The sequence below is a fragment of the Methanomicrobia archaeon genome, assembly GCA_016930255.1.
GTDB lineage: Archaea > Halobacteriota > Syntropharchaeia > Alkanophagales > Methanospirareceae > JACGMN01.
The window spans coordinates 1-26834 of record JAFGHB010000024.1 but is presented as its reverse complement, the minus strand read 5'-3'; the positions used below and the strand labels follow the sequence as shown (position 1 = coordinate 26834).

Below are 26834 nucleotides of genomic sequence, written 5' to 3'. Positions count from 1 at the left end.
GGTTCAACACTAAAAGGTATCATAGAGGGATCAAAGCCATACCAGCATCACTTTATACCGGGTAGTTTCAAAGTTTACTTAACAAGATAGTAAAGTTTATAAGTGAAGTAAGATAATCTAAAATCAGATGATTTAAATGGAAATAAAACCTTTGAGATACAGACTTTCGTGTGTATTATGCACAGTGTTCTTCCCATTTACCCACCCTGAGATAATAGATTCCCTTAAAAAGAGAGGATATAACGTATTTCCCCCTCCACGACCAATACCAGTCGGCCAGAGGGTTTATGTGGGTGGACACATTGCTAATAAAAAAGGGTGTACAGTAGAGATAAATGATGATAGAGAGTTGATATCTATTGAAGGAAGTCAGATTGAGAATGTGATACAATCATTCGAGGAAATAATGGATATAGCAAAGGGAGATTTTCAATTAGATTTAGAAAATGATGTTAATTATATTGAACTAATAACTGAGCTAAAAGTGAAAAGTGATGGAAGTCCTATCGAAAAAATAGATCAATTCATAGGAGAGAGATATAGGGTATTTGATGAAATTATGGGTATTGATACCTCTGGTTTTAGTATTAGGATTGTACCTAAAGGTTTTCGTCCATCTGATAAGAAATGGTTCGATATCACGATAGAGCCCCGTTTAACTATAGCGGAGCGTGAGTTTTTTATTAAAATTGTGTATAGAGATGAGAATATTGAGAATGTTTTGCTATTTACCCGTGACGTAAATTCCAAGATACTATCATTGATAAGTAAAATAGGAGACACATAAATGCAAAAATTTGAAAAGAGGCAAGAATATGAAGATTCAACAAGTGGATCACTTATACCCAGGGCAATGTTTGATAGTATGAGCATCCCGCATTATGAGGGCAGTGAACTAGACCAAAAAATCGAAGATCTAACAAAAACGATTGAAATGTTAGGTATGGAGGTAAATATATTAAAAGATAAAGTTGATGAACTGGAAACAAAGAGTGGATCAATGCCCGTGAATTTTAGGATTATAGAAGTAAAGGAGGCTACGGTGGAAGAAGCAAGAGAAAAGATTTTTGAATATTATAAAGAACATGAAGGTGAGTCAATATATCCAGATGACGTAGCAGATGAACTTGGACTTGATCTGAAAATAACGATGCAAGCAGTAAAAGAACTTATGAAAGAAGGATCGTTGAAGGAGGAAAAATAATGGGGAATCACATACTTATGCAAGATGGCGATGCAATAGAAGGCTTGCGTATCGTTTGCGAATTTAGAAGGATCGGGAAAGTAAATTTAATTTCCGCAACGCATACGCATCGAGGAAGCCGCGTCACTCTCGATGATGCTTATTGTGTAATTACAAAACCTTTAAGATTCTAAGAGTTTTGGCCCCTCTGTTATTCTCGAAATCGTCGATCGCTCCTCACTTGTAAGATGCGAGCGACTCAAAGTCTCGTTTTGTAGGCGTGATTGGGGCGGAAGATTGAGTTCGACCTGTATTAATGTTTTTTCTACCGTTTCAAACCGCAGAGAAACTTTAAACGGATAAAGCCGCGAGGCTTTAGAGATAAATTGCCCCTTACACCACCACCCGCAAAAATAATCTCAAAATCAGAGGGGGCCCCTCACCTGAATCCGCCCTTTGCCGATTAGAGTGATAAGTAGATATATGCAACTTTATTATGGCCTGATGACTTAAAGTTATATCTTCATACTACGTAACATATAACTCTGTCTAATCGATAGAAAGAGAAGGATAAGTGATCTGAATGCCGTATTTCAAAAAGGAGACGCAAAAAGCAGATTTCCTGCAACTGGAGGAGGAGATATTGCAGTTATGGGATAGTGAAAAGACCTTTGAGCGCAGCGTGGACCAGCGAGAGGGCTGTGACAAGTTCGTCTTCGTCGAAGGGCCGCCAACGGCGAATGGGCTCCCGCACCCCGGGCATATTCTCACCCGGGTGGTGAAGGATCTCGTACTGCGATACAAGACGATGCAAGGCTTCTACGTGCACCGGAAAGCTGGCTGGGACACGCACGGTCTGCCGGTAGAGATCGAGGTGGAGAAGGAGCTGGGTATTAACACCAAACCCGAGATCGAGCGATACGGCATAGAGAAATTCAATCAGAAATGTAAGGCGTCCGTTTTTAAATACGAGCGCGAATGGGTGAACGCCACGAAGCGGGTGGGCTTCTGGATCGATATGGACGACCCGTACATTACGTTCGAGAACGATTACATAGAATCCGTGTGGTGGTCGTTAAAGGAGATTTGGAACAAGGGCTTGCTTTATAAAGGTCACAAGGTCGTTCCGTTCTGCCCGCGCTGTGAGACCACACTGAGCAGCCACGAGGTCGCGCAGGGCTACAAGGACGTTGAGGAACCATCGGTCTACGTGAAGTTCAAGGCGAAACAAGCGGCGGATGCGGATGAGGAGTCGGAACCGCTCTACTTCTTAGCCTGGACAACGACGCCCTGGACGCTGCTGGGCAATATCGCGCTTGCGGTTCATCCATCACATACGTACGTCAAGGTACGCGTTCCCCCGATTGCTGCTGAAGACGCGAAAGGAGCGGTTTTAATCCTCTCGGAAGCGCGCCTGGACGTTTTAGAAGGCGAATACGAGATAGTAGAACGTTTCACCGGTAAAGAGCTGGAAGATCTAGAATACGAGCCGCTTTTCGACTATGCGAAGATAGAAGGCGGAGAAGCACACAAAGTGATCACGGCAGATTTCGTCACCCTCGACGAAGGTACAGGCATCGTGCATATCGCACCGGCATTTGGTGAGGTCGATTATGAGGCGTGTAAAGTCAGGGAGCTGGGATTCACGCAGCCCGTGGACAGCGAAGGGCGATTCACAGACGAAGTCCCACCACTCGAAGGCCTGTTCGTGAAGGACGCCGACCGGCTCATCATCGAGATGCTGGACGAACGCGGCATCTTGTATAAAGAGGAGCCGTATGTGCACTCGTACCCGTTCTGCTGGCGATGTAATTCGCCTCTTTTGTATTACGCGCGGGAATCGTGGTTCATTGCTATGTCCACGCTCCGTGATAATTTGCTCGCGAATAACGAGCAGATAAGCTGGTATCCCGATCATTTGAAATATGGCCGATTCGGTAACTTCCTGGAGAATATCGCGGATTGGGCGCTCAGCCGAGAACGATTCTGGGGCACGCCCTTGCCCATTTGGATCTGTACCAATTGCGGGACGCAGTATTGCGTGGGCAGTGTGGAGGAACTACGGGAGAAGGCGAAAACTCCCGTTCCAAGCGATCTCGACCTGCACCGGCCGTATATTGACGACGTGGTGCTGAAGTGCGATGCCTGTGGTGGCGATATGCAGCGAATAAAGGACGTGATCGATTGCTGGTACGATTCGGGTTCTGCACCGTTTGCACAGTGGCATTATCCCTTCGAGACAGAGCAGTTCACGCAGAACTTCCCCGCTGATTTCATTACCGAAGCGATAGACCAGACGAGAGGTTGGTTCTATACCCTCCTTGGCGTTTCAACCGCGGTCTTTGATGCGCCACCGTATCTCAACGTGCTCTCGCTCGGCCACATTCTGGACGATAAAGGCGTGAAGATGAGCAAGAGCAAGGGCAACGTGGTGGACATAAACAAGCTCTTTGAGACCGAAGCGGCAGATGCGTTACGCTGGTATCTCTTCACCGTCGGCCCCTTAACCGATGACATTCGGTTCTCCGCGCCGGCGATCCGGGAGAAGCAGAACAAAATTTTGAATACGCTCTGGAACTCCTATTTCTTCTTCCTCACCTACGCCAATATCGACGAGTTCAATCCGAACGATAAAAGCATCCCTATGAAGCAGCGGAATGCCATGGATCGCTGGATCATCTCGCGATTGAACACACTCACGAAGGATGTCATTGCCGCTCTTGAGCGGTTTGAGATCCACGTTGCCTCGCGGAAGATCGAGGAGTTCGTCATGAACGACCTGAGCAACTGGTACATACGGCGGTCACGGAGACGGTTCTGGATCGTCGAGGAGAACTTTGATAAGGATTGCGCGTACTTAACGCTGTACGAGGTCCTTGTTTCGCTCTGCAAACTGCTCGCGCCGTTCGTGCCCTTCATCACCGAGCATATCTATCAAAGAATTGTACGGGGCGTTTCTGAAGACGCGCGTGCGAGTGTGCACCTTTGCGACTTCCCGTCGCCTGACGAATCACTCATGGATGCCGAATTAGAAGCCTCTATGGAGTTGCTTTCCAACCTGGTAGAGGCGGGCAGACGAGCGAGGGCAGATGCCGGGATAAAGATTCGACAGCCGTTACAGGAGGTTGTCATCATGTGCAGCACGGAGAAGCGGGAGAAAGGTGAAGATTTGGTGGAGATCTTGAAGGAAGAGGTAAACGTGAAAGAAGTAAGATTTGGAGATCTGTCCAATGATGTTACTGGTGCGCTCACGGGCGATCGTGGCGATTATAAACAGGTGGAAGTAGACGAAGAGACCTGCTTGTTCTTGAACTGCTGTCCGAGCAAGACGCTTATAGAGGAAGGGCTGGTGAGAGACATTGTGCGGCGGATACAGGGCATGCGAAAGGACCTCGACCTAGAGTATACGGAGAAGATAGAGATTACCTACGCGTGCGACGATGAGGTAAAAGAAGCGATACGCAACTTCTCGGCGTATATTCGTGATGAGACGCTTGCCGTCAGTATGGAAAAGAGCACGCCAGCGAATTCCGCCGATGACGCACGCATTTACGAGAAGACGTGGAAGATAGGTAAGAAAGAGGTCTCCCTCGCAATCAAGCCGCTCCCTTCTGCGGAGGATGAATAGTGCGTGCCCTCGAATAGAGAAAAATAGCAATTTTTATATACTCTGAAATAAGAGGGTGGATTACGAACAACTAAAAAGGAGATAAAGAAAAATGCCAGCAGTAGTAGATGAAGAGAAATGTACCGGATGTGGTGATTGTGTAGAGGAGTGCGCAGTCGAGTGCATAACGTTAGTGGGCGAAGGCGACGACGCAAAAGCGAAAATCAACGCAGAAGAGTGCACGGATTGCGAGACCTGTGTCGACGTCTGCGAGCAGGGTGCGATCAGCATGGTAGAGGCAGAATAAGCTGCTTCTTGAGACCTGTTTGTTGCTTAACCTCAGGCGATACGGGAGAGGAGAAGACGTGGATACCGTGGAGGCTACGGTGAAAGTAGAACGGGTAGCGGTAAAGAATCCTGAGGAGAAGCAGGTTATCATCGGACAGGGTAATTTCAGTATCTTTACCTGTGATGACCTCTTCAAGACGCTCTTGACCGCGGTGCCTGGGATAAAATGTGCCGTGGCGATGAACGAAGCGGTGCCGCGTTTGACGCGAGTTACGGGGAATGAGGAGAGTCTCAAGGAGTTAGCAAGTGAGAACTGCCTCCGAATCGCCGCCTCTCATTCTTTTTTTATTGCCATGGATAATGCGTTCCCTATAAATGTGCTGAATGCGTTGAAGTCACATCCTGCGGTTGCAACGATCTTCGTTGCCTCTGCCAATCCGTTAGACGTCATTGTCGCCGAGACGGAACTTGGCCGCGCGGTTATTGGCGTGGTCGACGGCACCTCAGCGAACCGAATAGAGACAGAGTCAGAGAAGAAAGAGCGACGCGCGTTGTGCGAGCAGTTAGGGTACGCACTCGATGAGCACTCGCATAGCGAAACGAGCTTAGCTGGCTCGGGTGCCGAAAACGTACGTTTAAACGAATCACGGCAACGTACTTTTTTTCGTTTTTCCTTCCTTCGCTTCACTATCACTACTTAATGCATTTTTTTAATCTCGTCCGGGTGAGATGGTACCTTTAAATAATAGCAAAACTACTACTTCACAAGATGAAAAAAGAAGAGCTGATACACTTCCACATATTATTAGTTCAATTTAAGAACTATTGTGAGAAGAACAACTTTAGCGGTAATTTAAGTAAGTATAAAGCGTTAGACATATCTCCTTATCAGGTGCACCGGAGCAAGGAAGAGCACAAGCAGGCCATTTTTGTGCTTGCGACCGAGCTCGTTGCGTCGCTATCAGCAAATAGCAATCTCACTGAGATTAAAAAGTATCAGAATGGACGCAAAGCTAAGCACGCTATTGCCTAACCAACTTAGTAGAAAGTAGTTAGCTCTTCTGAAGGAACTGAGACTTATCTTGGAGCCGTTTTGATGTCATGCAAACAATTACGCATCCAACAGTATCGACTTATAGATCAAATCAGGCAGGAACTCGGCAATTTCCTTGTACTTTGTCTCACTGCGTTGCAATGCCTCCTTCATGCGCTTGCACTTGACAATGACACTTGCCATTTCTGCATCTTTAGATACTAACGCTTCTTCCACCAGCTTGCATGCAGTAATATCTTCACAAATAACGCTCATGAACTTAACGTGCCCTTCTTCGTCCTTTATCCCCGATACGTGTAAACGACCCCAGACGATGCCACCGTCCTTTCGTACATACCTCGCGTCCATCAGGCAGTGGTCTTCCTTTCCTTCGATTACGAGCTTGAACGGTTCTCTATCAGCCTCTAGGTCTTTGGGATAGATTAAGGAGGTAAGTTGTGTTCCGATGAGCTCTCCTTGCGAGTAATCTAGGAAGCGACAGGCGGTCTTGTTCACAGCTAATACCTGACATTCTCGATCAATCATTGCTATGCCCACGGACAGGTTATCGAAAAGAGAACGGAAACGCTCTTCACTCTCCCGCAGTGCCGCTTCCGCACGTTTGCGGTCGGTGATGTCCATAAATGATACCGCACTTCTCTTTGTGCCCGGGATCTGTGCAGCAGCCACGTAGATGCTGCGAAGATTTCCATAGCGGTCTTTGAATAGGAATTCATAGTGACTTGGAGCGCTATCAGGATCTTCTCGTCGTAATCGATGGATTTCCTTCATCATTTCAAGATCTTCTTTCCTCGCGATGAAATCGGTCCAGCGCTTCTTGCCTTCCAGCTCCTCTTTGGTGAAACCGGAGATTTTCGCACCTTCCATGTTTACCTTATAAAATGTTCCATCCTCGTTGAGAATCACCGTAGGTGCATTGGTAACCTCGAAGAACGCTCTGTACAGAACTTCCGATCGCCGGAGTTCCTCTTCCAGCCGCTTGTGCTCGGTGATGTCCTTGACCGCTATCACGCTCTGTTTCGTTCCAGGAATCACTGCGACGGTCAGGGAAGCATCTCGAACATTGCCCTGTTTATGGATAAACTGAAATTCGTAACTCGTTGGTACGGTTTCCGGATCAACCCGCCGCAGGCGATGATATTCCTCCATCCGCGACCGATCATCTTTCACGATCAAGTCTGACCACTTCATCTTACCCACGATCTCTTCTTTGGAATAGCCGGATACTTTTACCATATCATCATTAATATGGGATATTGTCATGTCATCTTCGACGACCATCATCGCGATCCCGGTATTCTCAAATAGCGTTCGATACACCTTTTCCGATTGCTGGAGCGTCTCTTCCGCCTGCTTCCTCCAGGATATATCCAAAATGGTAGCAATGGCTCCTTTTACCGGATCAGAGGGGTCCAGAAAACTCATTATTATGTGACCGTCAAAGAGGGAACCATCTCGGCGTTTCAATTTTGCATCAACTTCGGCTAATTTCGCACCCTTAAGCGCATTATAAAATATTCGACCAACCCGTTCATATTCTTCTTTTGAAGCGTAAATCACTTCGGCACTCTGGCCGATATACTCATAGGGATCATCATCAGGGGTAAATCCCATCATCTCCACCATGCGGTCATTTGTCCAACTAAGCTTTCTATCCTTAACAATACCGATCCCGATAGGAGATGCCGATAGGATATTTCTCAAGCTTTCCTTGCTCTTCCACAAGAGCTCTTCCATATGTTTGTGCTCGGTGACTTCACTTTCCAGTTCCATCTTTTCTTTGTCGAGCTTCGCAGAGAGTTGGACACATTCTATTAGTGCTGCGGCTTGGCTTGCCGCGATGCGAACAAAAGCGATCTTGTTTTGCGTGAACTCGTGCGGCTCTGCCATGTTGATATTCAGCAACCCGATAACCGCGCTCTTTCGTTTCAGTGGCATAACGAGCTGCGCTGAGAAGCCTAACTCGCGGCAAAGGTCCGCCCACGGTTTATCTCGGGATTCCTCGAAGATGTTCTGAACCATGTAGAACTTTCCGGTCTTCAAAACTTCGTCAGATGGGCTGCACGTAAGGGGAACCTTTCGTGCGTAAATTCGGTTGATATAATCCTCAGGGAGACCGAACGTAGCAATCATATCAAGTTCACCGGACTCCTCATTGACGAGCATCACGGATCCAGAATGTGCCTGCATCTCTCGACCTACGATGATAAGTATCTCCTCGAGTAGTTGATTCAAAGGCGTCGTCAACTCTATTCGTGAAATAGTCAACAGCGCCTCTAACTTTAAATCTGGCATGGTTCGTGAACGTTTGGACATTTATAATCAGGGAGACATAAAAAAGTTGCAGTTTCCTATCGTTTTTTCAGATTAAAAGGATATGTACAAAAGTCTCCACGAGCATAATACGTAAATAGCACACTCCTTCTAGGTGTCCTGTTCCATTGCAAAGTCAGATAACTCGGTTTGTACGCGAGGATCCTGATAGTTCTCTGCGTCGTGCAGGTAATCGACAATGACCTCATATTCGCGATCTGCGAGCACGTCTTTGAGCCACGCCACCCCTTTCGTCATAAAGGGAATCAAACAGTGCAGCGTAATGCCATGTTCTTTTGCGATTTCTTTCGCGCCTTGCTCTCTGTCGAGGACGACAATGACATCTGAGCATGTCACACCCTTCAGCTCGCGCATATTCGTCTCGAAATCTAATTGTTGGAGCGCCAATACCTTACTATCAAACTTTGTTACCAAGTCATCTACAATCCCTACCGTATCGCCGTCCTCTAAGACGCCTTCTATCATGGAATGCTCGCCGTACTCTTTTACGAACCGGTTAAAATCCTCTAACAATCGCACGCCCTCTAATTTCCGGGTGAAACACGATGGAATATTTGCTTCTAAGGAAATGGCGGTGGCGATCGGTATGCCTGCGGTCGCGACACCAACGATCCTGTTTACACTGCTGCATTCCGCTCGTATCAGCCTCCCCAGGGCGTTGCCCACGATCTTGAGCAGTTTTGGATGTGACGACAAGGGTCGTAATTGAATGTACAGCGGACTCCAGAGACCTGAAACGAGCGTCCAGCCGCGCGGGTTATCCCTATACCACGTCTTTATCATGCCCTGGTTGTACAAAGCACGCACTATCTCTTTCCCCACGTTCTCTTTCTCTTCCTGCCAGCTCATGCTACTCACTTCCGGTTGTGCTAAGCGCTTCCGCGCAGAACCGCCGTGCTGCCGCAGCCATATCTGCTTGCTCGTAGATACTCGCGCCGATAATTGCATACGCCGGTGCACCCTCTAAAGCGTCAAAAGCGGACGTTATGTCCCCGCCCTGTTTACCGATGCCCGGCATGCTATATTCGGGCTCGTTCACCAGTCCGGACAGCAACCGGTGGTACTGGTTAATAACTGCAGGCTTCGTCCCCGGTACGATAAAATGGTTCACGCCCTTCTCAGCAGCGAGCGTGTAGATCTCCACGGGCGCGTCATCTCTTATGAAGCCTCCGTCGTGTGTCAGATACTGCGAATGCGTCATCTCGCCGCCTACCATAGGCACCAGATTCTTATCAAAAAGCGCATCTATGAAGGCAGCTTCGGTTTGCGGGCCCGCCTGGGGGAAGAGTATCACACCCGTTATCCCGGCATCCGCACAGATGGTCGCGAACTTCACACCCAGTCGTGGAATGTCCGTCCCGGCCTTTTGATGGTCATAGATCACCGGTAAATCGGTGTATTCACGTATAACGTTGACCAATTGCGGGAGCCCGTAGGTTAACCCGAGGAGCGCGCCCAGTTTGTAGCCGACAATGCCCTCGAGGTCGTATGTGGCTTCAATGAGCCTTCTAAACGTCTTCAGATCGTACACGTCACAGGCGGGTACAACGCCGCGTTTACGATGAAATAAGCTGTTCATTGTATCTTGGTTCCTCCCCTTTGATATTTTCTTTTATCTGGCAAAGCAAGAAAAGGTACATCACTATATTTTCCCAAAATATCATCCTGCATCTCGAACATCCTTCTTTTTGCACTTTCGATTTTTTTTGTTTGTGCCGCTAATGCCCCTATTCGTCTATAATTCCTGTTAGCGTTTTACCGCTTTTCAAATCCCGATCAAAAAGCATCTTTACGCTTCTCATACACTTCTATCAATGCATCTGTTTCTTTAATCACTTGCTCCGCCTCCTTTATTATGTCAAATGTTTTGATTAGTTCCTTTACAAAAAAACGTTGAAAACGCTTATCGTACTCTGTAGTGTACGATAGATAAAGTACCACAACGTTTATCAAAATGGACCAAATAACAATAGCAATTAATGAAATCACAAAGAGTGTTTTAACAGCATTATCCACGGGTATTCCAAAGTAGGTAATTATAGGTGTGTTCGTTTTTAGAGATTCAAGCCATAACATGCTAAAATAGATAATGCAACAACTAGTAACAATTATAACACTGAAAACCATACTTACACAGGTTAAGAGTAACTTAGCTATATAACCCCTAGTGGCTTGTTTCTTCCTTTCTCTGTTTGGGGTTATGAACGCCCTAAGTTTAAAAAGTGGAGCAAGTTCGATAAGTTTAGGGAGAGCTAAGATATAGATTGCTAAGTATATACCTACCATTGCGCCAGTAGTTTGCATTATTGCCGAGGGAAGCCAACAGGGGTCCATATTCCCTTTACCTCTTTTTAATGGGGGTCATTTTAGTCGGTTGTTTATATATGAATACGAACATGATCAGCAATAACACTGTCTTCTTGCCAAAGTTTGCGTTGATTTGGAATATCGACAACCTTTACTTGTTTAGTTCCTGCATCGTAAATCCGATAAATATGGTATTTGTCTCCTTTTTCTTGAGCACATTCCCATTGCTTTCTGGGCATATCAAACCATTCTTTCTTATCTGTCTTCGCTACCATTGAAAATTCCACTACCCTCCTTTTTATCATCTCTCATTATTCGCCTTCCACATCTTTTACTTATGATAAATAGCAATATAAACGTATCGCAAAAACAGAAATGTCACCACCTACCGTATTCACCTCGTTTTCGAATCCTATTCAAAAAGCCATCGAGGAAAAGGGCTTTTCTTACCCTACCGAAGCGCAGAGCGGGGCTATTCCGCCGATAATGGCCGGGAAGAACGTGTTACTGATCGCGCCAACCGCAACGGGGAAGACCGAATCGGCACTGTTGCCGGTCTTGGATGCGGTACTCAAAGCGGAGCGTGAGCCAGGCATAAAGATGCTTTACATCACGCCGCTCAAAGCCCTGAATCGTGACATGCTTGAGCGGCTACAGTGGTGGTGCAAACGGCTGGATCTGCGATTGGGCATGAGGCATGGCGATACCTCGACGCGTGAACGGGAGGCGCAGGCTATGGTTCCACCCGATATCCTGATCACCACGCCGGAGACGTTACAGGCGATCTTACCGGGCAGGATTATGCGGCAGCACCTGGCTGCAGTCAAGTGGGTAATCGTGGACGAAGTGCACGAACTCGCGATCGACAAACGCGGCTCGCAACTCGCACTTGCTCTCGAGCGGCTTCGGTACTTAAAAGAGAGTGATTTCCAGATCATCGGGCTGTCCGCGACCATCGGCTCGCCGGACAAAGTAGCGAAATTCCTTGTCGGTACAGAACGAGAGTGTGAGATAATCAACGTTTCGGTATCTCGGTCAATAGAGGTAGAGGTATTTTATCCAAAGGCTGAATCGGAAGATTACAAACTGGCGGATGAGCTGTATACGTATCCTGAAGTCGCGGCACGGCTACGGCTGATGAAGAAGCTCGTGGAAGCGCATCAATCCACACTGATATTCACCAATACGCGCTCGATAACCGAGATCCTCGGCAGCCGGTTCCGCGTGTGGGATTTGAACTTTCTCGTGGGCGTGCATCACGGCTCGCTCTCCAAGCCATCACGAATCACTGTCGAGCGCGGCATAAAAGAGGGCACGCTGCACGGGATTATCTGCACGAGCTCCCTGGAGCTGGGAATCGACATCGGGCGGCTGGATTTCGTCATCCAGTACAATTCGCCACGGCAGGTCACGCGACTCCTTCAGCGAATCGGTAGAAGCGGCCATCAAATAGGCGGGATTGCGCACGGCGCGATCGTGGTCCAGGACTCGGACGATGCATTGGAGGCGCTGGTCATTTGCCGTCGTGCGCTTGCGGACGATTTAGAGCCTGCGGATATTCCCGAGAACCCGCTTGACGTCCTGGCGCATCAGATAGCTGGGCTGCTTCTGACGAAACGGCGATGGAGCTTCGAAGAAGCCCGGAACGTCATAAGGAAAGCGTATCCGTATCGCAACCTCGAGGAGGGCGAGTTGATCGCCGTATTGAGCTATATGCATTCTCGCATTCCACGACTACTCTGGTTCTCCGAAGAGGATAAGGTGTTCCTGAGGCCACAGCGGATAAAAGCACTGTACAGCTATTATTTCGAGCATCTATCCATGATCCCTGAGGTCAGGCATTATCTTGTCATTGACGAGGATGATACGCCAGTCGGCGTTTTAGATGAAGCGTTCGTCGCGGAATACGCCAAGCCCGGTAACAAGTTCATCGAAGGCGGTCGCGCCTGGAAAATCCTACACGTCTACGGCGAGCGTATATACGTGAAACGTGAGGAAGATCCGACAGGCGCCATTCCGAGCTGGGCGGGCGAGGAGATACCCGTTCCCTATACGATCGCCGATGAGGTAGGTAAGATTCGCGGATTCGTGAAACGCGAACAGGAGCATGGACCGAGCACAGAGGTTGATACGCTGGAAAAGGGGCTCCTAACGGAGTATCCGGGCAGTCAGCAGACGCTAACAAGGGCCTTAGACGAAGTTATCCAGCAGGTGAAAAAGGGCTATCCCGTGCCGACCGATAAGCTGCTGACACTGGAACGCTGGAACGATCAGATCATCCTCCATTGCTCTTTCGGACTCCGTGCTAACAGAACCTTCGCAATGCTTTTAGCTTCTGTTCTGTCGGACCGGCTCGGTGTGCCGGTAGGCGTGCAGCAAGACCCGTACCGGATACAGCTCAAGATCGAGGAACCCGGACTAACGCCCGAGGATGTCAGGGAGATCGTGCTCGATTTGGCAGCCAAACCAGTCGAACCGCTCGCACTGAAAGCATTGGCACGAAGTAGGTTATTTAAAATGCGATTCATCCACGTAGCACGGCGATTCGGCGCTATAGCCCGGGATGCCTCATTGAGCGATCTCGATCTGGACAACGTAATACGAAGCTTTGAAGGCTCTGCGGTCTTTGACGAAGCGCTGCGTGAAGCTCAGAATAAGGATGTGGATATAGCTCTGACCGCACAGCTTTTAAAACGGATAAACGCAGGCAAGCTGGAACTAGAGGTAATAAAGGGCGATGCGGTCAGCCCAATCGCCGGCATTGGCGATGCAATAAAGCACGGCTACGAGCTCATCCCACCGGAACGAATGCACCGGGTCATCCTAAAATACGTGAAGGCCCGGCTGTTGGACGAATCCCTGACGTTTGTCTGCACCAATTGCTGGCAGTACACGGCAGTACGAAGAATAAACGATGTGGCAGTAGACAATCTCAAGTGCCCGGAATGCGAGTCCCCATTGGTGGGTGCGTTAAAAGCGGATGAGAGCGAGGTGAGAAGAGGAATGCGGCAAAGCAAGAGTAGTGCAAGCGCAGGCAAGAGCAAAAAGACGAGCAAGCTGGTTAACGACGCACAGAAATCGGCGGAATTGATTGCAACCTACGGGAAGGCCGCGCTGATTGCACTTGCGGGTAAAGGACTCAGCGTTGGTGACGCTGAGGAGATACTGAAAAAGGAACACGCAGTAAACGAGCACTTGGTCGAGCTGATAATCGAAACGGAGAAGGACGTTTTGAAACGGCGGTTTTTCAGAACTAAAAAAAGAGAAAAAAAATAAAGTGGTGGATTCTGATTATCAAGCAGTTGACTTGGGATTTTTTAGTTAACTAACTAGATATGGTATTACCGAAAAGTGTTGACTTTCTCATCGCTGCATCGCTTCGCAGGTTTTCTACTGTTGCCGCCTTATTTGTGGCAGAGGTTGGTGTTTCACTCTTGTTTGAGATGCACGTCCATCTGTGGGAACGGTATTTCCACGTCTTCGCGCTTGTACGCCTCGAAGATGCCTTTGGTCACTTCGAAGTTGACCGTCCAATAGTCTGGCGTTTTCGTCCACATCCTGAGTTGGAGGTTCACGGACGAATCTGCAAGCTCCGTGACGACCACCGCCGGCGCGGGATCGTCGAGAACTAACGCGTGGCTCTTCATCAGATCCAGTGCGACCGAGATGGCTTTTTCCAGGTTTGTGCCATAACTGACGCCGACGCTGACATCAACGCGCCGTGTCGGAAGTCGCGTGAAATTGATGATCGGACTGCCCCAGACGAGCTTGTTCGGAAGTGTAACAAGTTTGTTATCGTACGATAGAAGCTCGGTTGACATCATACCTATCGCACTCACCTTCCCGGTCTGACCATTCGTGGTAACCACTTCATCCTTATCAATCGGTCTCAGCGCAGCCAACCACACCCCGGCAAATAAGTTTGTCATCGTGTCCTGCATACCAAAGCCCAATACCAAACCTATGACCGCAGAGAGACCGATTACTACCGAACCGACGGTAATACCCACAGCACTCACGGCCAACAGTATCACGACAACGTAAAGGAGCGCGCTTAAGAACCGTGCTAAGAACTCCACCACAAGTTCCGGCAGCTTTGTCTTCACGAGTTCCTTCTTAAACACCACGATAATTATCTTTACCGCTATCCAACCGACGAAGAGGACGATTATCGCGGTTACTACCTGAAAAATGGTTATTCCCGTATACGGGATGGTCTGTCCCAAGTCTGTTATCGCCATTGGAATACCCCCAAATAAGTCGTATCTGTTTCACTTTATATAAACTTCCAGCAGTTTGCTTATACCAGCTCTTATTATGCTCGAATTTAACCTATGGATGGTATAAGAGCGCTAATTAGTGGTTAAGCGTTCATAGGGGTTTGGTGAATGTGCTCGGGAGAGCGATTTAGTTTCGCCTTTCCGGTTGACGTGCTGGACTCCTCATCTCAGCTCACGAATCGAAAAGCTTTTTAGTAGGGTTGCTCGTATATCATCTACTATTGACGATTTGTTTTGTGCACTTAGTTTGTGGTCTGAAGAAAGAGGGTCAGATGGACAGACACGAAGAAAAGCGGACTGGAATATGGGTACTACATGTGGATGATGAGCACTATTTTCTTGAATTAACAAAAAGATACCTGGAAAGCGAAAACGATGATTTTACTGTTGATTCCGCCACGTCCGGCGTAGAAGGCGTAGAACTCTTAAAACGCGGAAACTACGATGTTGTAATCGCGGACTATAAGATGCCGGGAATGGATGGTCTAAGATTCCTCCAACACCTTCGAGAGGAGGGAAACGCCATTCCATTCATTATGCTCACGGGGAGAGGGAGAGAAGAAGTAGCGATTGAGGCATTGAACCGGGGAGCGAATCACTACATACAGAAAGGTGTAGATACCGACAGCATGTACGGTACCCTGGCGCACGCGATCCGTGATGCAGTGGAGAAAAAGAGAGCTGTAGAAGCGTTGAGGGAATCAGAGAGAGAATACCGGACCATCTTTGAAACGACCGGCACCGCAACGGTCATCATTGAGGAGGATACGACCTTATCCCTGGTGAACACGCAATTTGAAGAATTATTCGGCTATTCCCGGGAGGAAGTGGAAGGTAAGAAAAGTTGGACAGAATTCATCGTGAACGAGGATTTAGAGCGAATGAAAGAGTATCATCGCTTACGAAGGATCGATCCAAATGCTGCGCCAACGAGCTATGAGTTCAAGCTTATCGATAAAGCAGGTAATATCAAACCTATCTTCTTATCCGTCAGTATGATCCCGGGAACAGGAAAGAGCGTCGCAGCTCTTTTGGATCTCACCGAGCGCAAGCGTGCGGAAAATCTGCTAAACACCCAACACGACCTGGCTCTAGCGCTTAACACGGTAACCGGGCTTAATGAGGGGTTGCGTCTCTGCCTTGAATCGGTGATCCATGCATCAGGGATGGACTGTGGCGGCATTTATCTGGTGGATGAGACCACCGGGGCTTTAAACCTTGTGGTTCATACAGGACTATCACCAGATTTTATCGAGAGTTCGTCACACTATGAAGCTGATTCGCCCAGTACGCGGCTCGTAATGGCAGGCAAGCCAATCTACGCAAAACATTCTGGTTTAGGGGTGCCCTTGGAAGAGGCTAAAAGGCGTGAGGGCTTGCGTGCTTCCGCCATCATTCCGGTGTATCACGAAGATCAGGTGATCGGCTGTCTGAATATCGCTTCCCATACGTTAGATGAGGTGCCCGTTTTCTCTCGTGGCACGCTCGAAACGATTGCAGCGCAAATCGGCAGCCCGATTGTCCGTTTAAAGACGGAAAAGGCACTGCGGGAGAGTGAGCACCTTTTCCAGTCGCTTGTCGATAACATGCTTGATGCAATAATGATCCTGGACTGGAACGGCGAAGTATTGTTGGCCAACAAGGCGACAGCCAAGTTAGGGGGTTTCAAATCAGAACGAGAAGTGATCGGGCTAAATGCCCTGGACTTCATCCACCCAAGCTACAAAGAATCGGTGATGAAGGACCTTATGCTCGTAAAACGTGACAAGGGTGGCTTCTTCAATACCTACAAGATGGTAACGAAGGACGGCGCGGAAAAATGGGTTGAGAGCATAGGCACGACGATAACGTTCAGGGGCGAGACAGCCGATTTGGTGAACACGCGTGACATCACCGACCGCAAGCGGGCGGAAGAGGCGTTGCGAGAGAGCGAAGAGAAATATCGGGTCATCGTTGAGAACACCTTTGACATGATATACTCCGTTACTCCTGATGGCATGCTCACTTTTGTGAGTCCGCAGGTTTCTACCTATGGCTACGCACTGGAAGAGGTCGTCGGGCATAATATCTTTGAATTCATTCACCCGGACGATGTTGAGCGTGTCAGCGCAGACTTGCAGCGGTGCTTAGAAGCAGGAGAGGAAGCCCCGATTGAATTTCGCCTGGTGAAAAGAGACGGTAGCGCTGTTTACGTGGAAGAAAGCGACACATTTATTCGAGAGGGAGACAGAATCGTAGGGCTTATTGGCGCGATCCGAGACATCACCAAGCGCAAGAAAGCGGAGGAAGCGCTGCGGGAGAGCGAGGAGAAGTATAGAGAGTTACTTAACGGAATGAATGACACGGCTTGGGTCATCGGTCTTGAGGGGAACTTTATTGATGTGAATGAGGCTGCTGTTAAGGTTTTGGGTTATTCCAGGGAAGAATTGCTTTCTATGGGACCGCCCGACATCGATACCAATCTAACCGTGGAAGAAATAAGAGACCTTATTAAAGGAATGCCAAGCGATGAAATACAGGTTTTTGAAACAGCACACACCACCAAAGATGGAAAGACAATTCCAGTGGAAATCAGCTCCAGTCTTGTGACTTATCAGGGGAAACAAGCGATTTTGAGCATTGCAAGGGACATCACCGAACGTAAGCGTGCGGAAGAGGCGTTTCGAGATAGTGAGGAACGGTACAGGGAATTCTTGCAGAACTTCCAGGGGATAGCGTTTCGAGCCGACCTCACTTTTGCACCGATATTTTTGCACGGGGCAATTGAGGAGGTCACCGGCTATAAAGAGGTCGAATTCGCCACGGGCAAGGTGAGATGGGACCAGCTCATTCATCCGGACGACGTACCTACAATGGACGAGAAAGCGGAAAAAATGCGCTCGATTCCAGGGTATTTAAGTGAAATGGAATACCGCATCATACGCAAGGATGGAGCGATACGGTGGCTTCACGAGGATGTTAAAAATATCTGTGATGACTCAGGGAAGCCTCTTTGGATCCATGGAACGTCCTACGACATCACCGAGCAAAAGCGTGCGAAAGAGGCCCTGAAGGAATCCGAGAGCAAGTTCCGAAGCATTATTGAAAGCAGCAAAGATGGCATCATCTTCTTCGACGGCAAAACGCGAAAGATCCTCTTCGGAAACGGCGCCATGGCTGAGTTGCTGGGCTGCTCCAAGGAGGACTTGGTTAGCCGGTCCATTTCATCTCTACACCCCTCAGAAGAATGGGCCAGCGTCGAACAGGAATTCCAGAAACATGTGAGTGGTGAGCTTTCGGTTTCTACTGGGGTTCCCGTCGTCCGCAATGACGGTTCCGTCTTCTACGCGGACATCAGTTCAAGCTCCATAACGCTTGAAGGAAGATCCTACTTCACTGCCTTCTTTCGCGACATCACCGAGCGCAAACGTGCGGAAGAAGCGCTGCGAGAGAGCGAAGAGAAGTTTCGAGCTATGTTCAATAACATGGCGGCTGCATGTTGTATCGACGAAGTGATCTACGAGGGAGGCCGGGCGGTAGATTACCGGATTCTCGATGTCAATCCCGCCTATGAGCGAATTATTGGAATCAGCAGGGCCCAGGCCGTCGGGGCGTTGGCCTCGCAACTCTATGGCACGGGAGAGGCGCCGTTCCTCGAGATCTATGCCAAGGTTGCGGAGACTAGGGAACCGGCCTCGTTCGAGCGCTATTTCCCGCCAATCGACAAATACCTGCATATCACGTCGTCCTCTCCAGCGAAGGGCAAGTTTTCCAATGTGTTCTCTGACATCACCGATTGGAAGCGAATGGAGAGTGAAAGAACTCTCATTCTTAAAGAGCTTGAAGCAAAGAACCGCGAGTTGGAACGGTTCACCTACACCGTTTCTCACGACTTACGGTCGCCGCTTATTACCATTCAGGGTTTCACTGACATGCTCCGGAAGGATTTAGAAGAAACAGAAGGCGAGAAAGTGGAAAACGATTTGCAGCACATAACGAAGGCCACTACGCAGATGAGCCGCCTTTTACACGACACCCTGGAACTCTCTCGTATTGGACGTATGGTGAATCCACCTGAAGATGTGTCGTTTGGAAAAATCGTCGACGATGCACTTGGACAGACCGCGGGAGAACTAACCGCAAATAATGTCCGAGTTTCTGTGGCCAAGGACTTCCCCACCGTGCACGTGGATCGGATGCGGATAGTCGAGGCGCTGGTGAATCTTATCGGGAATTGTATAAAATACCGGGGCGACCAGCCAAGCCCGGAGATAGATATCGGGTATCGCGAGGAAGGCGCGGAGACAGTGTTCTTTGTGAAGGACAACGGTAGGGGTATAGATCCAAATCAGCACGAGAAGGTCTTCGAGCTGTTCTACAAGGTGGATAGCAGGAGCGAGGGAACCGGTGCAGGATTAGCCATCGTGAAACGGATAATCGAAGTGTGTGGGGGGCGTATCTGGATGGAATCAGAGAAAGGGAAAGGATGCACGGTTTGTTTTACACTGCCCGTGGTGAGCGGATAACTAGCTAGTGCATCTAATTAAGAAACACGGGATTTTCACGCCGCCTCGCCATCGTTCCACAGCGATAAACGAGAAAAAACGATAAATCATGGAGGCAAGAGAACCTACGTACGGAACCTGGCAACTCTTTGAATCCTGCTTCGAAAACGACGGGGCTATGAACGTTCTTTTTTTCCCGATTTCACGCTGTTTATATCCAGCTCAAACCCCACTACCGGGTGATCCAACCCGAAATTGGTAATCACTTCGGGATGCAGCTCGCCAAAGATGCCTATGTACTCGCCGTCGTTCACGATGTCAGCTCGTCGTCCGTACTCGAAGAATGCGCCGTCTTTCGAGTTAACGACCTCCACATCGGCCAGCCCCATCTCCTTGAGTACCGCGTCTGCTATGGACTTGACCTCTGCGAAGTTTGCCGTGGCGTGTGTTGAAACCGCCGCAAGCATGTAGTTCTCCTTAAAGTTCTGCACAACGGGACCGACTTCGAAGATCCGCTGCGGCAGGTCGCGGTGCTTATTAATCGCGAGTATCTCCAGCAAATTCGGCAGGATCGAGCATCTCAGCATCGTATGCTCCGTGCTTATGGGCGATGCCACTCGTACTTTTTCCGATTCTCGATCCATTCGCCGCATCCATTCAAACTGCTTCCGCTCGGAGGTCAGTGTGAAGGTGAACACCTCAAAGTAGCCCAGACCGGTCATTATGTTTCGTACGGTGGCCTCTTTCTTCTCTATTGGATGTGCTTCGCCTATAACCACCGTATCCGGCAGTTCAGGCGTGAGCTGGTCGTAGCCATAGCCGATGGCGATATCTTCTATAATATCCCAGGGATGCAGTATGTCGTACCGATACGCGGGTATCTTCACCTCGATCGTCTCTGCGGATTTTACCATTGCACCAAGCCCCATGCGCGCACAGCACGTCACGCACTCCTCGGCGTCCAGCTCTAAACCGATGAGTGCATTGGCTTCGTGCACGGATACGTCCATCATGCTCGGCTCTAAGTTGGGCGTTACTTTCTCGTGCTCATTCACGACGCCTCCACTACCGCCAGGATAGCGAACCACCACCGTTTGGAGTTCTCCACCGCGTTCCGCAAGTGCGGCGGCGATAATATTAAGCGCCATTGAAACATGCTCGTTCAGGCCCGTAACATCGAGAAAGAGCTCTGTTGTGGATTCTGTGACCCGCGTGAGCTCACCATTAATAATAGGCGGGAACGAAAGGACGTTACCTTCAGAATCGAGAATCAAAGGGTACTTATCCTTGCCTTCGAGTATGTAGCGGTATCCGATCCCTTTTGGATGCCGCTCTAAGATCTCCGCCATCGTCATCTCCTCGTCGTAATCCAGTGGTACGAACGAGAAGCTGGGATCGACGGCGAGGTACGTAAACGGAGGCTTCACCTTCGATAAATCGTGCACGCCGACCGAGACATTCTTCCTGTTGCGGCCTAACCCGCGATGTAACTGCTCCTGTAAGAGCATTAACGATTCTATTCCACGAGAATCAAACTGCAAGTTCCTTACCACTCCGGAGACGACGTACGGTCGCACGTTCAGGACCGACTCGTCCACCGTCAGTTCGATGCCCGACTTCCCCACGGGATAGCTGACCAGACCGGGTTCGAGATCCAGGAACTGCCTCAGCGTACGAGCAACGCCCTCGACACTGAAGAGGTCAGGGCGGTTAGGAAAGAACTCCACATCCATATACTCCAGTTCCACGCGCTCTACATCCGCGCAGAGCAACGGCATTCGCTCCTTTATCCTCGCTATGCTCACGCCGGTAAGCGCTTCCAAATCATCGTAATACAATCTTATTACGGGCATCTCCCTTCACTCATTCATACATATAGCTCTTCTTAATACGATTATAAAACGCTATCCAAACAGAACAGACCGAACGCCTCTCGGCTTAATCCTCTTCTTTCTCTTGCACTTTCAAGAGGCATTCGGTGAAATAGAAATCGCCCCATGGATAGATATTCCCAGTGAACGTTAACCGCCCTTTTACATCCGGAATACTGCCCTCCAGTTCGTACGCTTCCTCCGTCTCGACGTCTTTAGCCACGAAGGTGAAGGTGGCGCGATCCACGCTAACCACCTTAAAATCGCCGCTGACCGGGTTACCAAGCCCTTTTATACGCTCCTTGAGCTCGTCACTGAGTCCTTTCTCTTCCGCATACGCCATTCCCGGAGTACGTCCATCTCCGAGCGCGCGACTGAACAGGAACCAGTAGAGGAAATCAAACGTGTCTTCCGCGTACGACACGTCAATCCCTTTCTCTTCTTTGTATTCGTCCGACGCCTTCTCTAAGTCCGTTGCGTACGTTTTATCCGCAAACTCTCCTATCTCTTCGATCAACCACACCGCATCCCAGTATTCTCGCGCCTTCGCCGCCGCTTCGCCCTCAAGATTCTTCATGCGCTCCACTCTACTTATGCTATCCTTGATCACCGTGCCCAGTCTGTCACCAGCTCGGCCGATCCGTTCGCAAACCTCGAACCCTTTCTTAAAAGCATCAAAAGCCTCTTCGTAGCGCCCGTTCTTCTCCAGGAAGTCGCCGTAGTTCGTCCATGCCACCTCGTCATCGGTCTCCGTCGACATGCGTGTGTATTCCGCCTCAGCGTCTTCCAGCCGCCCTTCGCGTTCGTAAAGCCGTACGAGCAATAAATGCGCACTCACTGCCGAGGGCTGAGCTTCGAGTAGCGTTTTGAGCAGTTCCTCGCCCCGCGCCGTGTCCTTCTCTATCAGGCGCTCCTTTAAGCGAACAGTAACATAAGGGTTGTCCAGGAACGCAAGTATCGCATCGGGAAAGCCTTCTGCATCGTTAAAATCGTCAGCCACCCACACCGTGCAGAGCGCCGGGAAATCAGCCAGCAACCAGAGATCAAAGCTGTTTAATCTCTTTAGTTCCCCTTCCGCCTCTTCTTCCCCTTCTTGGCCTATAGCGAGTTCATGTGCTTTCAGCCCACCTTCTTCTTCGTCCAGCATCTTCAATCTGTTCTTCCGTATGTGTTTCGCGAATTTCCGCCGTATGTTGTCTCCATCTCTCCTGCTTATAACTCGCGCGTCCACGTCGCGAAACGCCTTGTTGGTCTCGATGAAAAGCCTCCACGCTTCTACTATCTCGTCTGCCTCGTCCTCAAGGCCCAGGAATTTCCTTAGCAGTTCTTCTTCATCCATTTTCTACGTTCCAAGCTGTATCGAATGGGATACCCGTTTCAGTGTTGCGATTGCAGAGAGCGCAGCCAAATAGCTCGTCTTTGGGTTCGTCGCGGACGGTACGTTCTTCACCCGCACGAAGAGATCGCCAAATTCACCCTTCGCTTTTATCTCGTGCTTGTTCTTTCTCGCTGCAGGATCTGCAACTATCCGCACCTTCGTCGCCTCGGGACCGATACCCGCAAGGCTGAGCGAAGCAGCGACGTTTATATTCTCAGGGAAATGCTTCACCGCCTCCAGCGCGGAACCGGAGAACAGCGTTTGTTCCTCCGTTATCGCGCCCAGATCTATGCCTCGTTCTCTAACATATTCGTTACCCTCGAACCCTCGTGGCGGCTTTCTTGTCGTTAATTCCACAGAGCGGATGCCGCCAACGGCACCGGATTTCAGCCCGTCTATCCCCGCCACCGCACCCGACGGGATATACACACGACCGCCTTTATCCTTCGAGATACGCTCAATTTCTTCAAAGAGGCCGGTGTCGCACAGGAGTGCGCCGACACTCAGGATCATCACGTCCTTTCCCCGTTTTAATACGGGAATCATAAATTCACGAACCGCAGCCTGCGATGCGCACTCAATCACCAAATCAACCTCGTCGAGTACATCATCCAGTTCTGTGCTACTGGTTCTTGTTAGCTCCGGCGTCGTGCGTAGACTTTCACGCAGTCGCGCTATTCGCTCCGGATGGAAATCGATCAACAGTTTCAGCTCCATCTCCAAGCCTAACGCATGCCCGTTCACTTCATCCGAGTCTATCGCCTTGCAGATCTCACTTCCGATCGCGCCGCAGCCAACCACGCCTACTTTTATTTTCGACATCTTTTTACAATGAAGAGCCCCCTGCTAAAAGGGAAATTTTGAATAAACATTCTTTACTTTAAAAGATAAGTTTTAGTTGGAGATGCTGCTGAAGGAGATAGAAAACTTTCTGGAGGAGGATGTAGGGTACGAGGACTACGAAGAGATAGTGCCGTATACCGATTGCAAGGCGGAGATAGTGGTGAAGGAAGACGGCATCCTTGCGGGTTTGGCTGAGGTGGAACAGATCTGTGACTATTTCTCCGTGCACTATTCCTCCGAATTCACGGACGGGGATAGGGTAAAGAGCGATGATACGGTTCTGATAATGAAGGGGCCCGGTGCGAAGATCTTGAAGGCAGAACGGCTTTTACTGAACATATTAGGCAGAATGAGCGGTATAGCGACGTTAACGAACCTGTTTGTAACCAAAGCGAAAGCGGTCAACGAGCACGTACGGGTAGCGGGTACGAGGAAGACCACGCCGGGCTTCCGGAAATACGAGAAGAAGGCGATAACCCTCGGCGGTGGCGACCCGCATCGATTCGGGCTGTACGAGGCGGTGATTATAAAAGATAATCACATAAAGTTCATGGGGCTGGAGAACGCGGTAAAAAGGGCGAAAGAAGTTATCAGCTTCACACGCAAGATCGAGGTCGAAGTGGAAAGCATAGCGGAAGCGCTCCAAGCGGCGGAATTACACGTTGATATCATCATGCTGGATAACATGACACCTGCGGACGTGAAAGAGTGCGTGGGATTGCTGACCGAGCGAGGGCTTCGCGAAAATCTGATCGTGGAAGCGTCAGGCGGGATAAATGAAGAGAATGTAGAAGATTTTGCATCCGCTGGTGTTGATGTCGTTTCAATCGGTATGATCACCCATTCGGCTAAGAGCCTGGGCTTCTCGCTGAACGTGATGGATTGATTAGAACGCCTGCCTATCTAGAACGAACGCGTGCGATTCAGGTTATTCTCCTTTATTCTACAGTAATCTGTACCTTCCGTCGTATTTTCGGTAACGTAATCCTGAGAATGCCGTTCTTGAAAGACGCGTGCGCCTTTTCCGGCTCTATGGGTTCGGGCAACCGAATCTGTTTCCTGAAAGACTGGAAGGTTATCTTCTTCTGGACAATCCCCCACCGCTCCCAGCAAACGGCATTGCTCATCTTTGCTATTACCTCTACCGTATACTCGGTCGTATTGATCTCTACGTTCTCCTTACTCACTCGTGGCAGGTCAAACGTGACCAGGAACGCATCATTTTCATCTTCCAATTCGTAAAGCGGCACTAAATTGCCATTATGGCCCCATGTCGCCTTTAAAATCCGCCTCTCTATCTCCATTTTTCTACCCCTCTTTATCCCAGTCCTTACCTATTTATCCTCATCTCCTGCTTCATGTGGCGTCCCCTCATCCGCTACTTACTGGTACATAATGGGCATATCCTGCTCCATATCCTTCTGCATCTCAGACGCTGAGAGCGCTGTCTGCTGCATGAGGTCACGAGCTTTGAGCTTTATCTCCTCTGCGTTCTCTAATAATTCACTAACGTCCACGGCGAGACTCGGTACGAATTTCTTGACGGTCTCGATAGCCGAAGCCGCCGCGCCGGGATCAGGATACACCGGGTAGCACTGGGCGAGTAAGGAAATCGCACTTATCTTCTTTTTCCAGCATTCCCTCAGCAGCATTGCATACGTACCCGCGATGAACCCCTCCTCCAGGAGATCCATCTGCTTAGCCTTGAGCTCCGCAACGGCGCCTTCGTTGTTTCCGATACCGAACACTTCCGGGTTCTCTATGTCCATTCGGTTCTTCACCGGCAGTCCTTTTATCGATATAACCTGATCTTTCACCGTTATCGTGCTAAACCACTCAGCCAGCGCAGTAGTCAGAGGATAAACCGCCTTTGGCGGCACGGCAACTTCGGATAGCACCACCACTACAGACCCATCCTCAGCGCTGTATATCCTGAACGGATCCTTCAAATTGCCGTTGTGTATGACCATAACGGGCGGGAACAAATCAGATTCGATATGCCCGATCTCCTTAAAATCCAGCTTCTCCACGATGTAAGAGGCTGCGATTGTGCCTACCAGACCCACGTCGGGTAGGCCCTCTATTACAATTGGATTTGTATATTTCACACCTTCCTCTTCCACAATCCGCACAACTTCTTCCATATCTTCTAATAATCGGTGTTGTCACGCGCACTACGCTATATTTCACAATCCTGTTTACAGACTTAAAAAGCCTTCTGTTTCTTTTCTATCATCAGTCGCGTTCGTACCTCAAAAGCGCCTTTCAGTTACTGCTTCTTGAAAGACCGTTTGACGAACCTCTATTTCCACGTACACGCCGTTTAAGGAAACGGATAAGTCTTCAGCACGGCAAATCCTGTTGCGAATTACGGTCGTCAAACGGATCCAGAGCAAAGAAGGACTACGGGGTGCGCAGCGTTGAGCATTTATCCAGAACCTCCCGCTTCCACGCAGCCTACATGTCGACAGCTCCTTTAGCGAAAGTTTTTTATGGGTGCACGAGCAACAGTTGATTCCTACCAGCGATGAACGAGATGATCGGTGCGAGAAAGGCGGACTTCAATGAACTATTATGCGTGCTCTTGAACGAAACGTTAGACTCAGCGGAAGGGTCTAATGGGTGCACGCTACGCGTAGAGTGCGTAGATGTGGGCGTTCTTATTTATCCTGACGACATATTAGAGGACTCCGCTGATGAGCTATTGGAGGAGATTGCCTATCCGGTTTATAAGGGGGATCTTACGGAGAACGCTTCTCTGCTGGTAGATATGCTCATTAGAGAGGTTGCACGAGGGTTATTCAGTAAGTTGCTGATGCAAATATCTATAACGGGGAACCGTGAAGCGGAGATAAGGAATACGGAGATCTACGAGACGGAAATATTGGCGTGTGATCTCGAAGCGGGTAATCGGTGGGCGGCATATGAACGGACGCTTGAGCGAAGGACCAACAAAATAGCTACTGTAACGAAGAGCGCGTTTGAGCAAATAATGCATGAAGAAGCGGTAGAGGACAACTTTGCTGTGCTTACAACGAATCAGGGGTAATATGCGCGCTCTTTTTTGTTTGGACTTACTGTTTTGGTAATTGAGAACGGTGGACTTTATACCCGGATGTTTATAGTCAAAAACCAAACAATTCATACTTAACACCCTCGCCTAGAAACCGCTCGATCCAGCCATGCGCGAAACTAAGCCGTGATG

General features: G+C 49.2%; 21 protein-coding genes. 10 read left to right on the top strand and 11 right to left on the bottom strand.

Annotated features, from left to right (window positions below):
* Positions 1 to 136 precede the first annotated feature (136 nt).
* The 6 genes from JW878_04225 to JW878_04200 all read left to right on the top strand — a co-directional run bounded on the left by JW878_04225 (position 137) and on the right by JW878_04200 (position 6111).
* Positions 137 to 787: a hypothetical protein gene (locus JW878_04225; GenBank protein MBN1762270.1), complete on the top strand. Its 651-nt coding sequence runs from the start codon at positions 137 to 139 to the stop codon at positions 785 to 787.
* Positions 788 to 1204, top strand: coding sequence for a hypothetical protein (locus tag JW878_04220; protein MBN1762269.1), 417 nt, complete (start codon positions 788 to 790; stop codon positions 1202 to 1204).
* Positions 1205 to 1766: 562 nt separating this feature from the next.
* A complete protein-coding gene (locus JW878_04215; GenBank protein ID MBN1762268.1) occupies positions 1767 to 4811 on the top strand; it encodes an isoleucine--tRNA ligase in 3045 nt (1014 codons plus the stop codon).
* 91 nt (positions 4812 to 4902) lie between these two features.
* Positions 4903 to 5097 (top strand): 4Fe-4S binding protein, encoded by a 195-nt coding sequence (locus JW878_04210; GenBank protein MBN1762267.1) that lies wholly within the window; start codon positions 4903 to 4905, stop codon positions 5095 to 5097.
* A gap of 79 nt (positions 5098 to 5176) precedes the next feature.
* On the top strand, positions 5177 to 5779 hold the full coding sequence (locus JW878_04205) for an adenosine-specific kinase (protein ID MBN1762266.1): 603 nt from the start codon (positions 5177 to 5179) through the stop codon (positions 5777 to 5779).
* Between the two features lie 68 nt (positions 5780 to 5847).
* Positions 5848 to 6111, top strand: coding sequence for a UPF0058 family protein (locus JW878_04200; GenBank protein MBN1762265.1), 264 nt, complete (start codon positions 5848 to 5850; stop codon positions 6109 to 6111).
* Positions 6112 to 6189: 78 nt separating this feature from the next.
* On the opposite strand, the gene JW878_04195 is transcribed toward JW878_04200, so the two are convergent.
* The 5 genes from JW878_04195 to JW878_04175 form a co-directional block, all read right to left on the bottom strand.
* Entirely contained in the window at positions 6190 to 8427 is a 2238-nt protein-coding gene (locus tag JW878_04195; protein MBN1762264.1) for a PAS domain S-box protein, read from the bottom strand.
* Positions 8428 to 8556: 129 nt separating this feature from the next.
* Positions 8557 to 9414, bottom strand: a complete 858-nt coding sequence (locus tag JW878_04190) for a hypothetical protein (GenBank protein ID MBN1762263.1) — start codon at positions 9412 to 9414, stop codon at positions 8557 to 8559.
* Positions 9317 to 10045, bottom strand: a complete 729-nt coding sequence (locus JW878_04185; GenBank protein ID MBN1762262.1) for an orotidine 5-phosphate decarboxylase — start codon at positions 10043 to 10045, stop codon at positions 9317 to 9319. Before JW878_04185 ends, JW878_04190 begins: the two co-directional genes overlap by 98 nt.
* A gap of 197 nt (positions 10046 to 10242) precedes the next feature.
* Complete coding sequence (locus JW878_04180) at positions 10243 to 10800, bottom strand: hypothetical protein (protein ID MBN1762261.1); 558 nt, start codon at positions 10798 to 10800, stop codon at positions 10243 to 10245.
* Between the two features lie 44 nt (positions 10801 to 10844).
* Positions 10845 to 11048 (bottom strand): DUF3883 domain-containing protein, encoded by a 204-nt coding sequence (locus JW878_04175; GenBank protein ID MBN1762260.1) that lies wholly within the window; start codon positions 11046 to 11048, stop codon positions 10845 to 10847.
* Positions 11049 to 11148: 100 nt separating this feature from the next.
* Between JW878_04175 and JW878_04170 the strand changes: the two genes are divergently transcribed.
* Positions 11149 to 14049, top strand: coding sequence for a DEAD/DEAH box helicase (locus JW878_04170; GenBank protein MBN1762259.1), 2901 nt, complete (start codon positions 11149 to 11151; stop codon positions 14047 to 14049).
* A gap of 152 nt (positions 14050 to 14201) precedes the next feature.
* On the opposite strand, the gene JW878_04165 is transcribed toward JW878_04170, so the two are convergent.
* The gene (locus JW878_04165) at positions 14202 to 15008 is read right to left on the bottom strand and encodes a mechanosensitive ion channel family protein (GenBank protein MBN1762258.1); all 807 of its coding nucleotides are present in this window, start codon (positions 15006 to 15008) and stop codon (positions 14202 to 14204) included.
* A gap of 317 nt (positions 15009 to 15325) precedes the next feature.
* Between JW878_04165 and JW878_04160 the strand changes: the two genes are divergently transcribed.
* Positions 15326 to 19558 carry a PAS domain S-box protein gene (locus tag JW878_04160; GenBank protein ID MBN1762257.1) on the top strand — a complete coding sequence of 1411 codons (4233 nt, stop codon included), beginning with the start codon at positions 15326 to 15328 and terminating at the stop codon, positions 19556 to 19558.
* Between the two features lie 155 nt (positions 19559 to 19713).
* On the opposite strand, the gene JW878_04155 is transcribed toward JW878_04160, so the two are convergent.
* The 3 genes from JW878_04155 to JW878_04145 all read right to left on the bottom strand — a co-directional run bounded on the left by JW878_04155 (position 19714) and on the right by JW878_04145 (position 23608).
* Positions 19714 to 21390 carry a phenylalanine--tRNA ligase subunit beta gene (locus JW878_04155; GenBank protein ID MBN1762256.1) on the bottom strand — a complete coding sequence of 559 codons (1677 nt, stop codon included), beginning with the start codon at positions 21388 to 21390 and terminating at the stop codon, positions 19714 to 19716.
* Between the two features lie 85 nt (positions 21391 to 21475).
* Complete coding sequence (locus JW878_04150) at positions 21476 to 22747, bottom strand: hypothetical protein (protein MBN1762255.1); 1272 nt, start codon at positions 22745 to 22747, stop codon at positions 21476 to 21478.
* 3 nt (positions 22748 to 22750) lie between these two features.
* Entirely contained in the window at positions 22751 to 23608 is an 858-nt protein-coding gene (locus JW878_04145; GenBank protein MBN1762254.1) for an aspartate dehydrogenase, read from the bottom strand.
* Positions 23609 to 23690: 82 nt separating this feature from the next.
* On the opposite strand from JW878_04145, the gene nadC reads away from it, so the two are divergent.
* Positions 23691 to 24515, top strand: a complete 825-nt coding sequence (nadC, locus tag JW878_04140; protein MBN1762253.1) for a carboxylating nicotinate-nucleotide diphosphorylase — start codon at positions 23691 to 23693, stop codon at positions 24513 to 24515.
* A gap of 52 nt (positions 24516 to 24567) precedes the next feature.
* On the opposite strand, the gene JW878_04135 is transcribed toward nadC, so the two are convergent.
* Complete coding sequence (locus JW878_04135) at positions 24568 to 24933, bottom strand: Hsp20/alpha crystallin family protein (protein MBN1762252.1); 366 nt, start codon at positions 24931 to 24933, stop codon at positions 24568 to 24570.
* A 78-nt stretch (positions 24934 to 25011) separates the two neighbouring features.
* Complete coding sequence (locus tag JW878_04130) at positions 25012 to 25773, bottom strand: proteasome assembly chaperone family protein (protein ID MBN1762251.1); 762 nt, start codon at positions 25771 to 25773, stop codon at positions 25012 to 25014.
* A 383-nt stretch (positions 25774 to 26156) separates the two neighbouring features.
* Between JW878_04130 and JW878_04125 the strand changes: the two genes are divergently transcribed.
* On the top strand, positions 26157 to 26678 hold the full coding sequence (locus JW878_04125) for a hypothetical protein (protein ID MBN1762250.1): 522 nt from the start codon (positions 26157 to 26159) through the stop codon (positions 26676 to 26678).
* The last annotated feature ends 156 nt before the right edge of the window (positions 26679 to 26834 follow it).

Excerpts from the sequence above, each read along its gene's own strand:
- JW878_04155 (MBN1762256.1), bottom strand. The coding sequence starts at position 21,390 with ATGCCCGTAATAAGATTGTATTACGATGATTTGGAAGCGCTTACCGGC.
- JW878_04130 (MBN1762251.1), bottom strand. The coding sequence starts at position 25,773 with ATGGAAGAAGTTGTGCGGATTGTGGAAGAGGAAGGTGTGAAATATACA.
- JW878_04190 (MBN1762263.1), bottom strand. The coding sequence starts at position 9,414 with ATGCAATTATCGGCGCGAGTATCTACGAGCAAGCAGATATGGCTGCGG.
- JW878_04200 (MBN1762265.1), top strand. The coding sequence starts at position 5,848 with ATGAAAAAAGAAGAGCTGATACACTTCCACATATTATTAGTTCAATTT.
- JW878_04125 (MBN1762250.1), top strand. The coding sequence starts at position 26,157 with ATGAACGAGATGATCGGTGCGAGAAAGGCGGACTTCAATGAACTATTA.
- JW878_04135 (MBN1762252.1), bottom strand. The coding sequence starts at position 24,933 with ATGGAGATAGAGAGGCGGATTTTAAAGGCGACATGGGGCCATAATGGC.
- JW878_04170 (MBN1762259.1), top strand. The coding sequence starts at position 11,149 with ATGTCACCACCTACCGTATTCACCTCGTTTTCGAATCCTATTCAAAAA.
- nadC (MBN1762253.1), top strand. The coding sequence starts at position 23,691 with ATGCTGCTGAAGGAGATAGAAAACTTTCTGGAGGAGGATGTAGGGTAC.
- JW878_04185 (MBN1762262.1), bottom strand. The coding sequence starts at position 10,045 with ATGAACAGCTTATTTCATCGTAAACGCGGCGTTGTACCCGCCTGTGAC.
- JW878_04180 (MBN1762261.1), bottom strand. The coding sequence starts at position 10,800 with ATGGACCCCTGTTGGCTTCCCTCGGCAATAATGCAAACTACTGGCGCA.
- JW878_04225 (MBN1762270.1), top strand. The coding sequence starts at position 137 with ATGGAAATAAAACCTTTGAGATACAGACTTTCGTGTGTATTATGCACA.
- JW878_04160 (MBN1762257.1), top strand. The coding sequence starts at position 15,326 with ATGGACAGACACGAAGAAAAGCGGACTGGAATATGGGTACTACATGTG.
- JW878_04150 (MBN1762255.1), bottom strand. The coding sequence starts at position 22,747 with ATGGATGAAGAAGAACTGCTAAGGAAATTCCTGGGCCTTGAGGACGAG.
- JW878_04145 (MBN1762254.1), bottom strand. The coding sequence starts at position 23,608 with ATGTCGAAAATAAAAGTAGGCGTGGTTGGCTGCGGCGCGATCGGAAGT.
- JW878_04210 (MBN1762267.1), top strand. The coding sequence starts at position 4,903 with ATGCCAGCAGTAGTAGATGAAGAGAAATGTACCGGATGTGGTGATTGT.
- JW878_04215 (MBN1762268.1), top strand. The coding sequence starts at position 1,767 with ATGCCGTATTTCAAAAAGGAGACGCAAAAAGCAGATTTCCTGCAACTG.
- JW878_04175 (MBN1762260.1), bottom strand. The coding sequence starts at position 11,048 with ATGGTAGCGAAGACAGATAAGAAAGAATGGTTTGATATGCCCAGAAAG.
- JW878_04220 (MBN1762269.1), top strand. The coding sequence starts at position 788 with ATGCAAAAATTTGAAAAGAGGCAAGAATATGAAGATTCAACAAGTGGA.
- JW878_04195 (MBN1762264.1), bottom strand. The coding sequence starts at position 8,427 with ATGCCAGATTTAAAGTTAGAGGCGCTGTTGACTATTTCACGAATAGAG.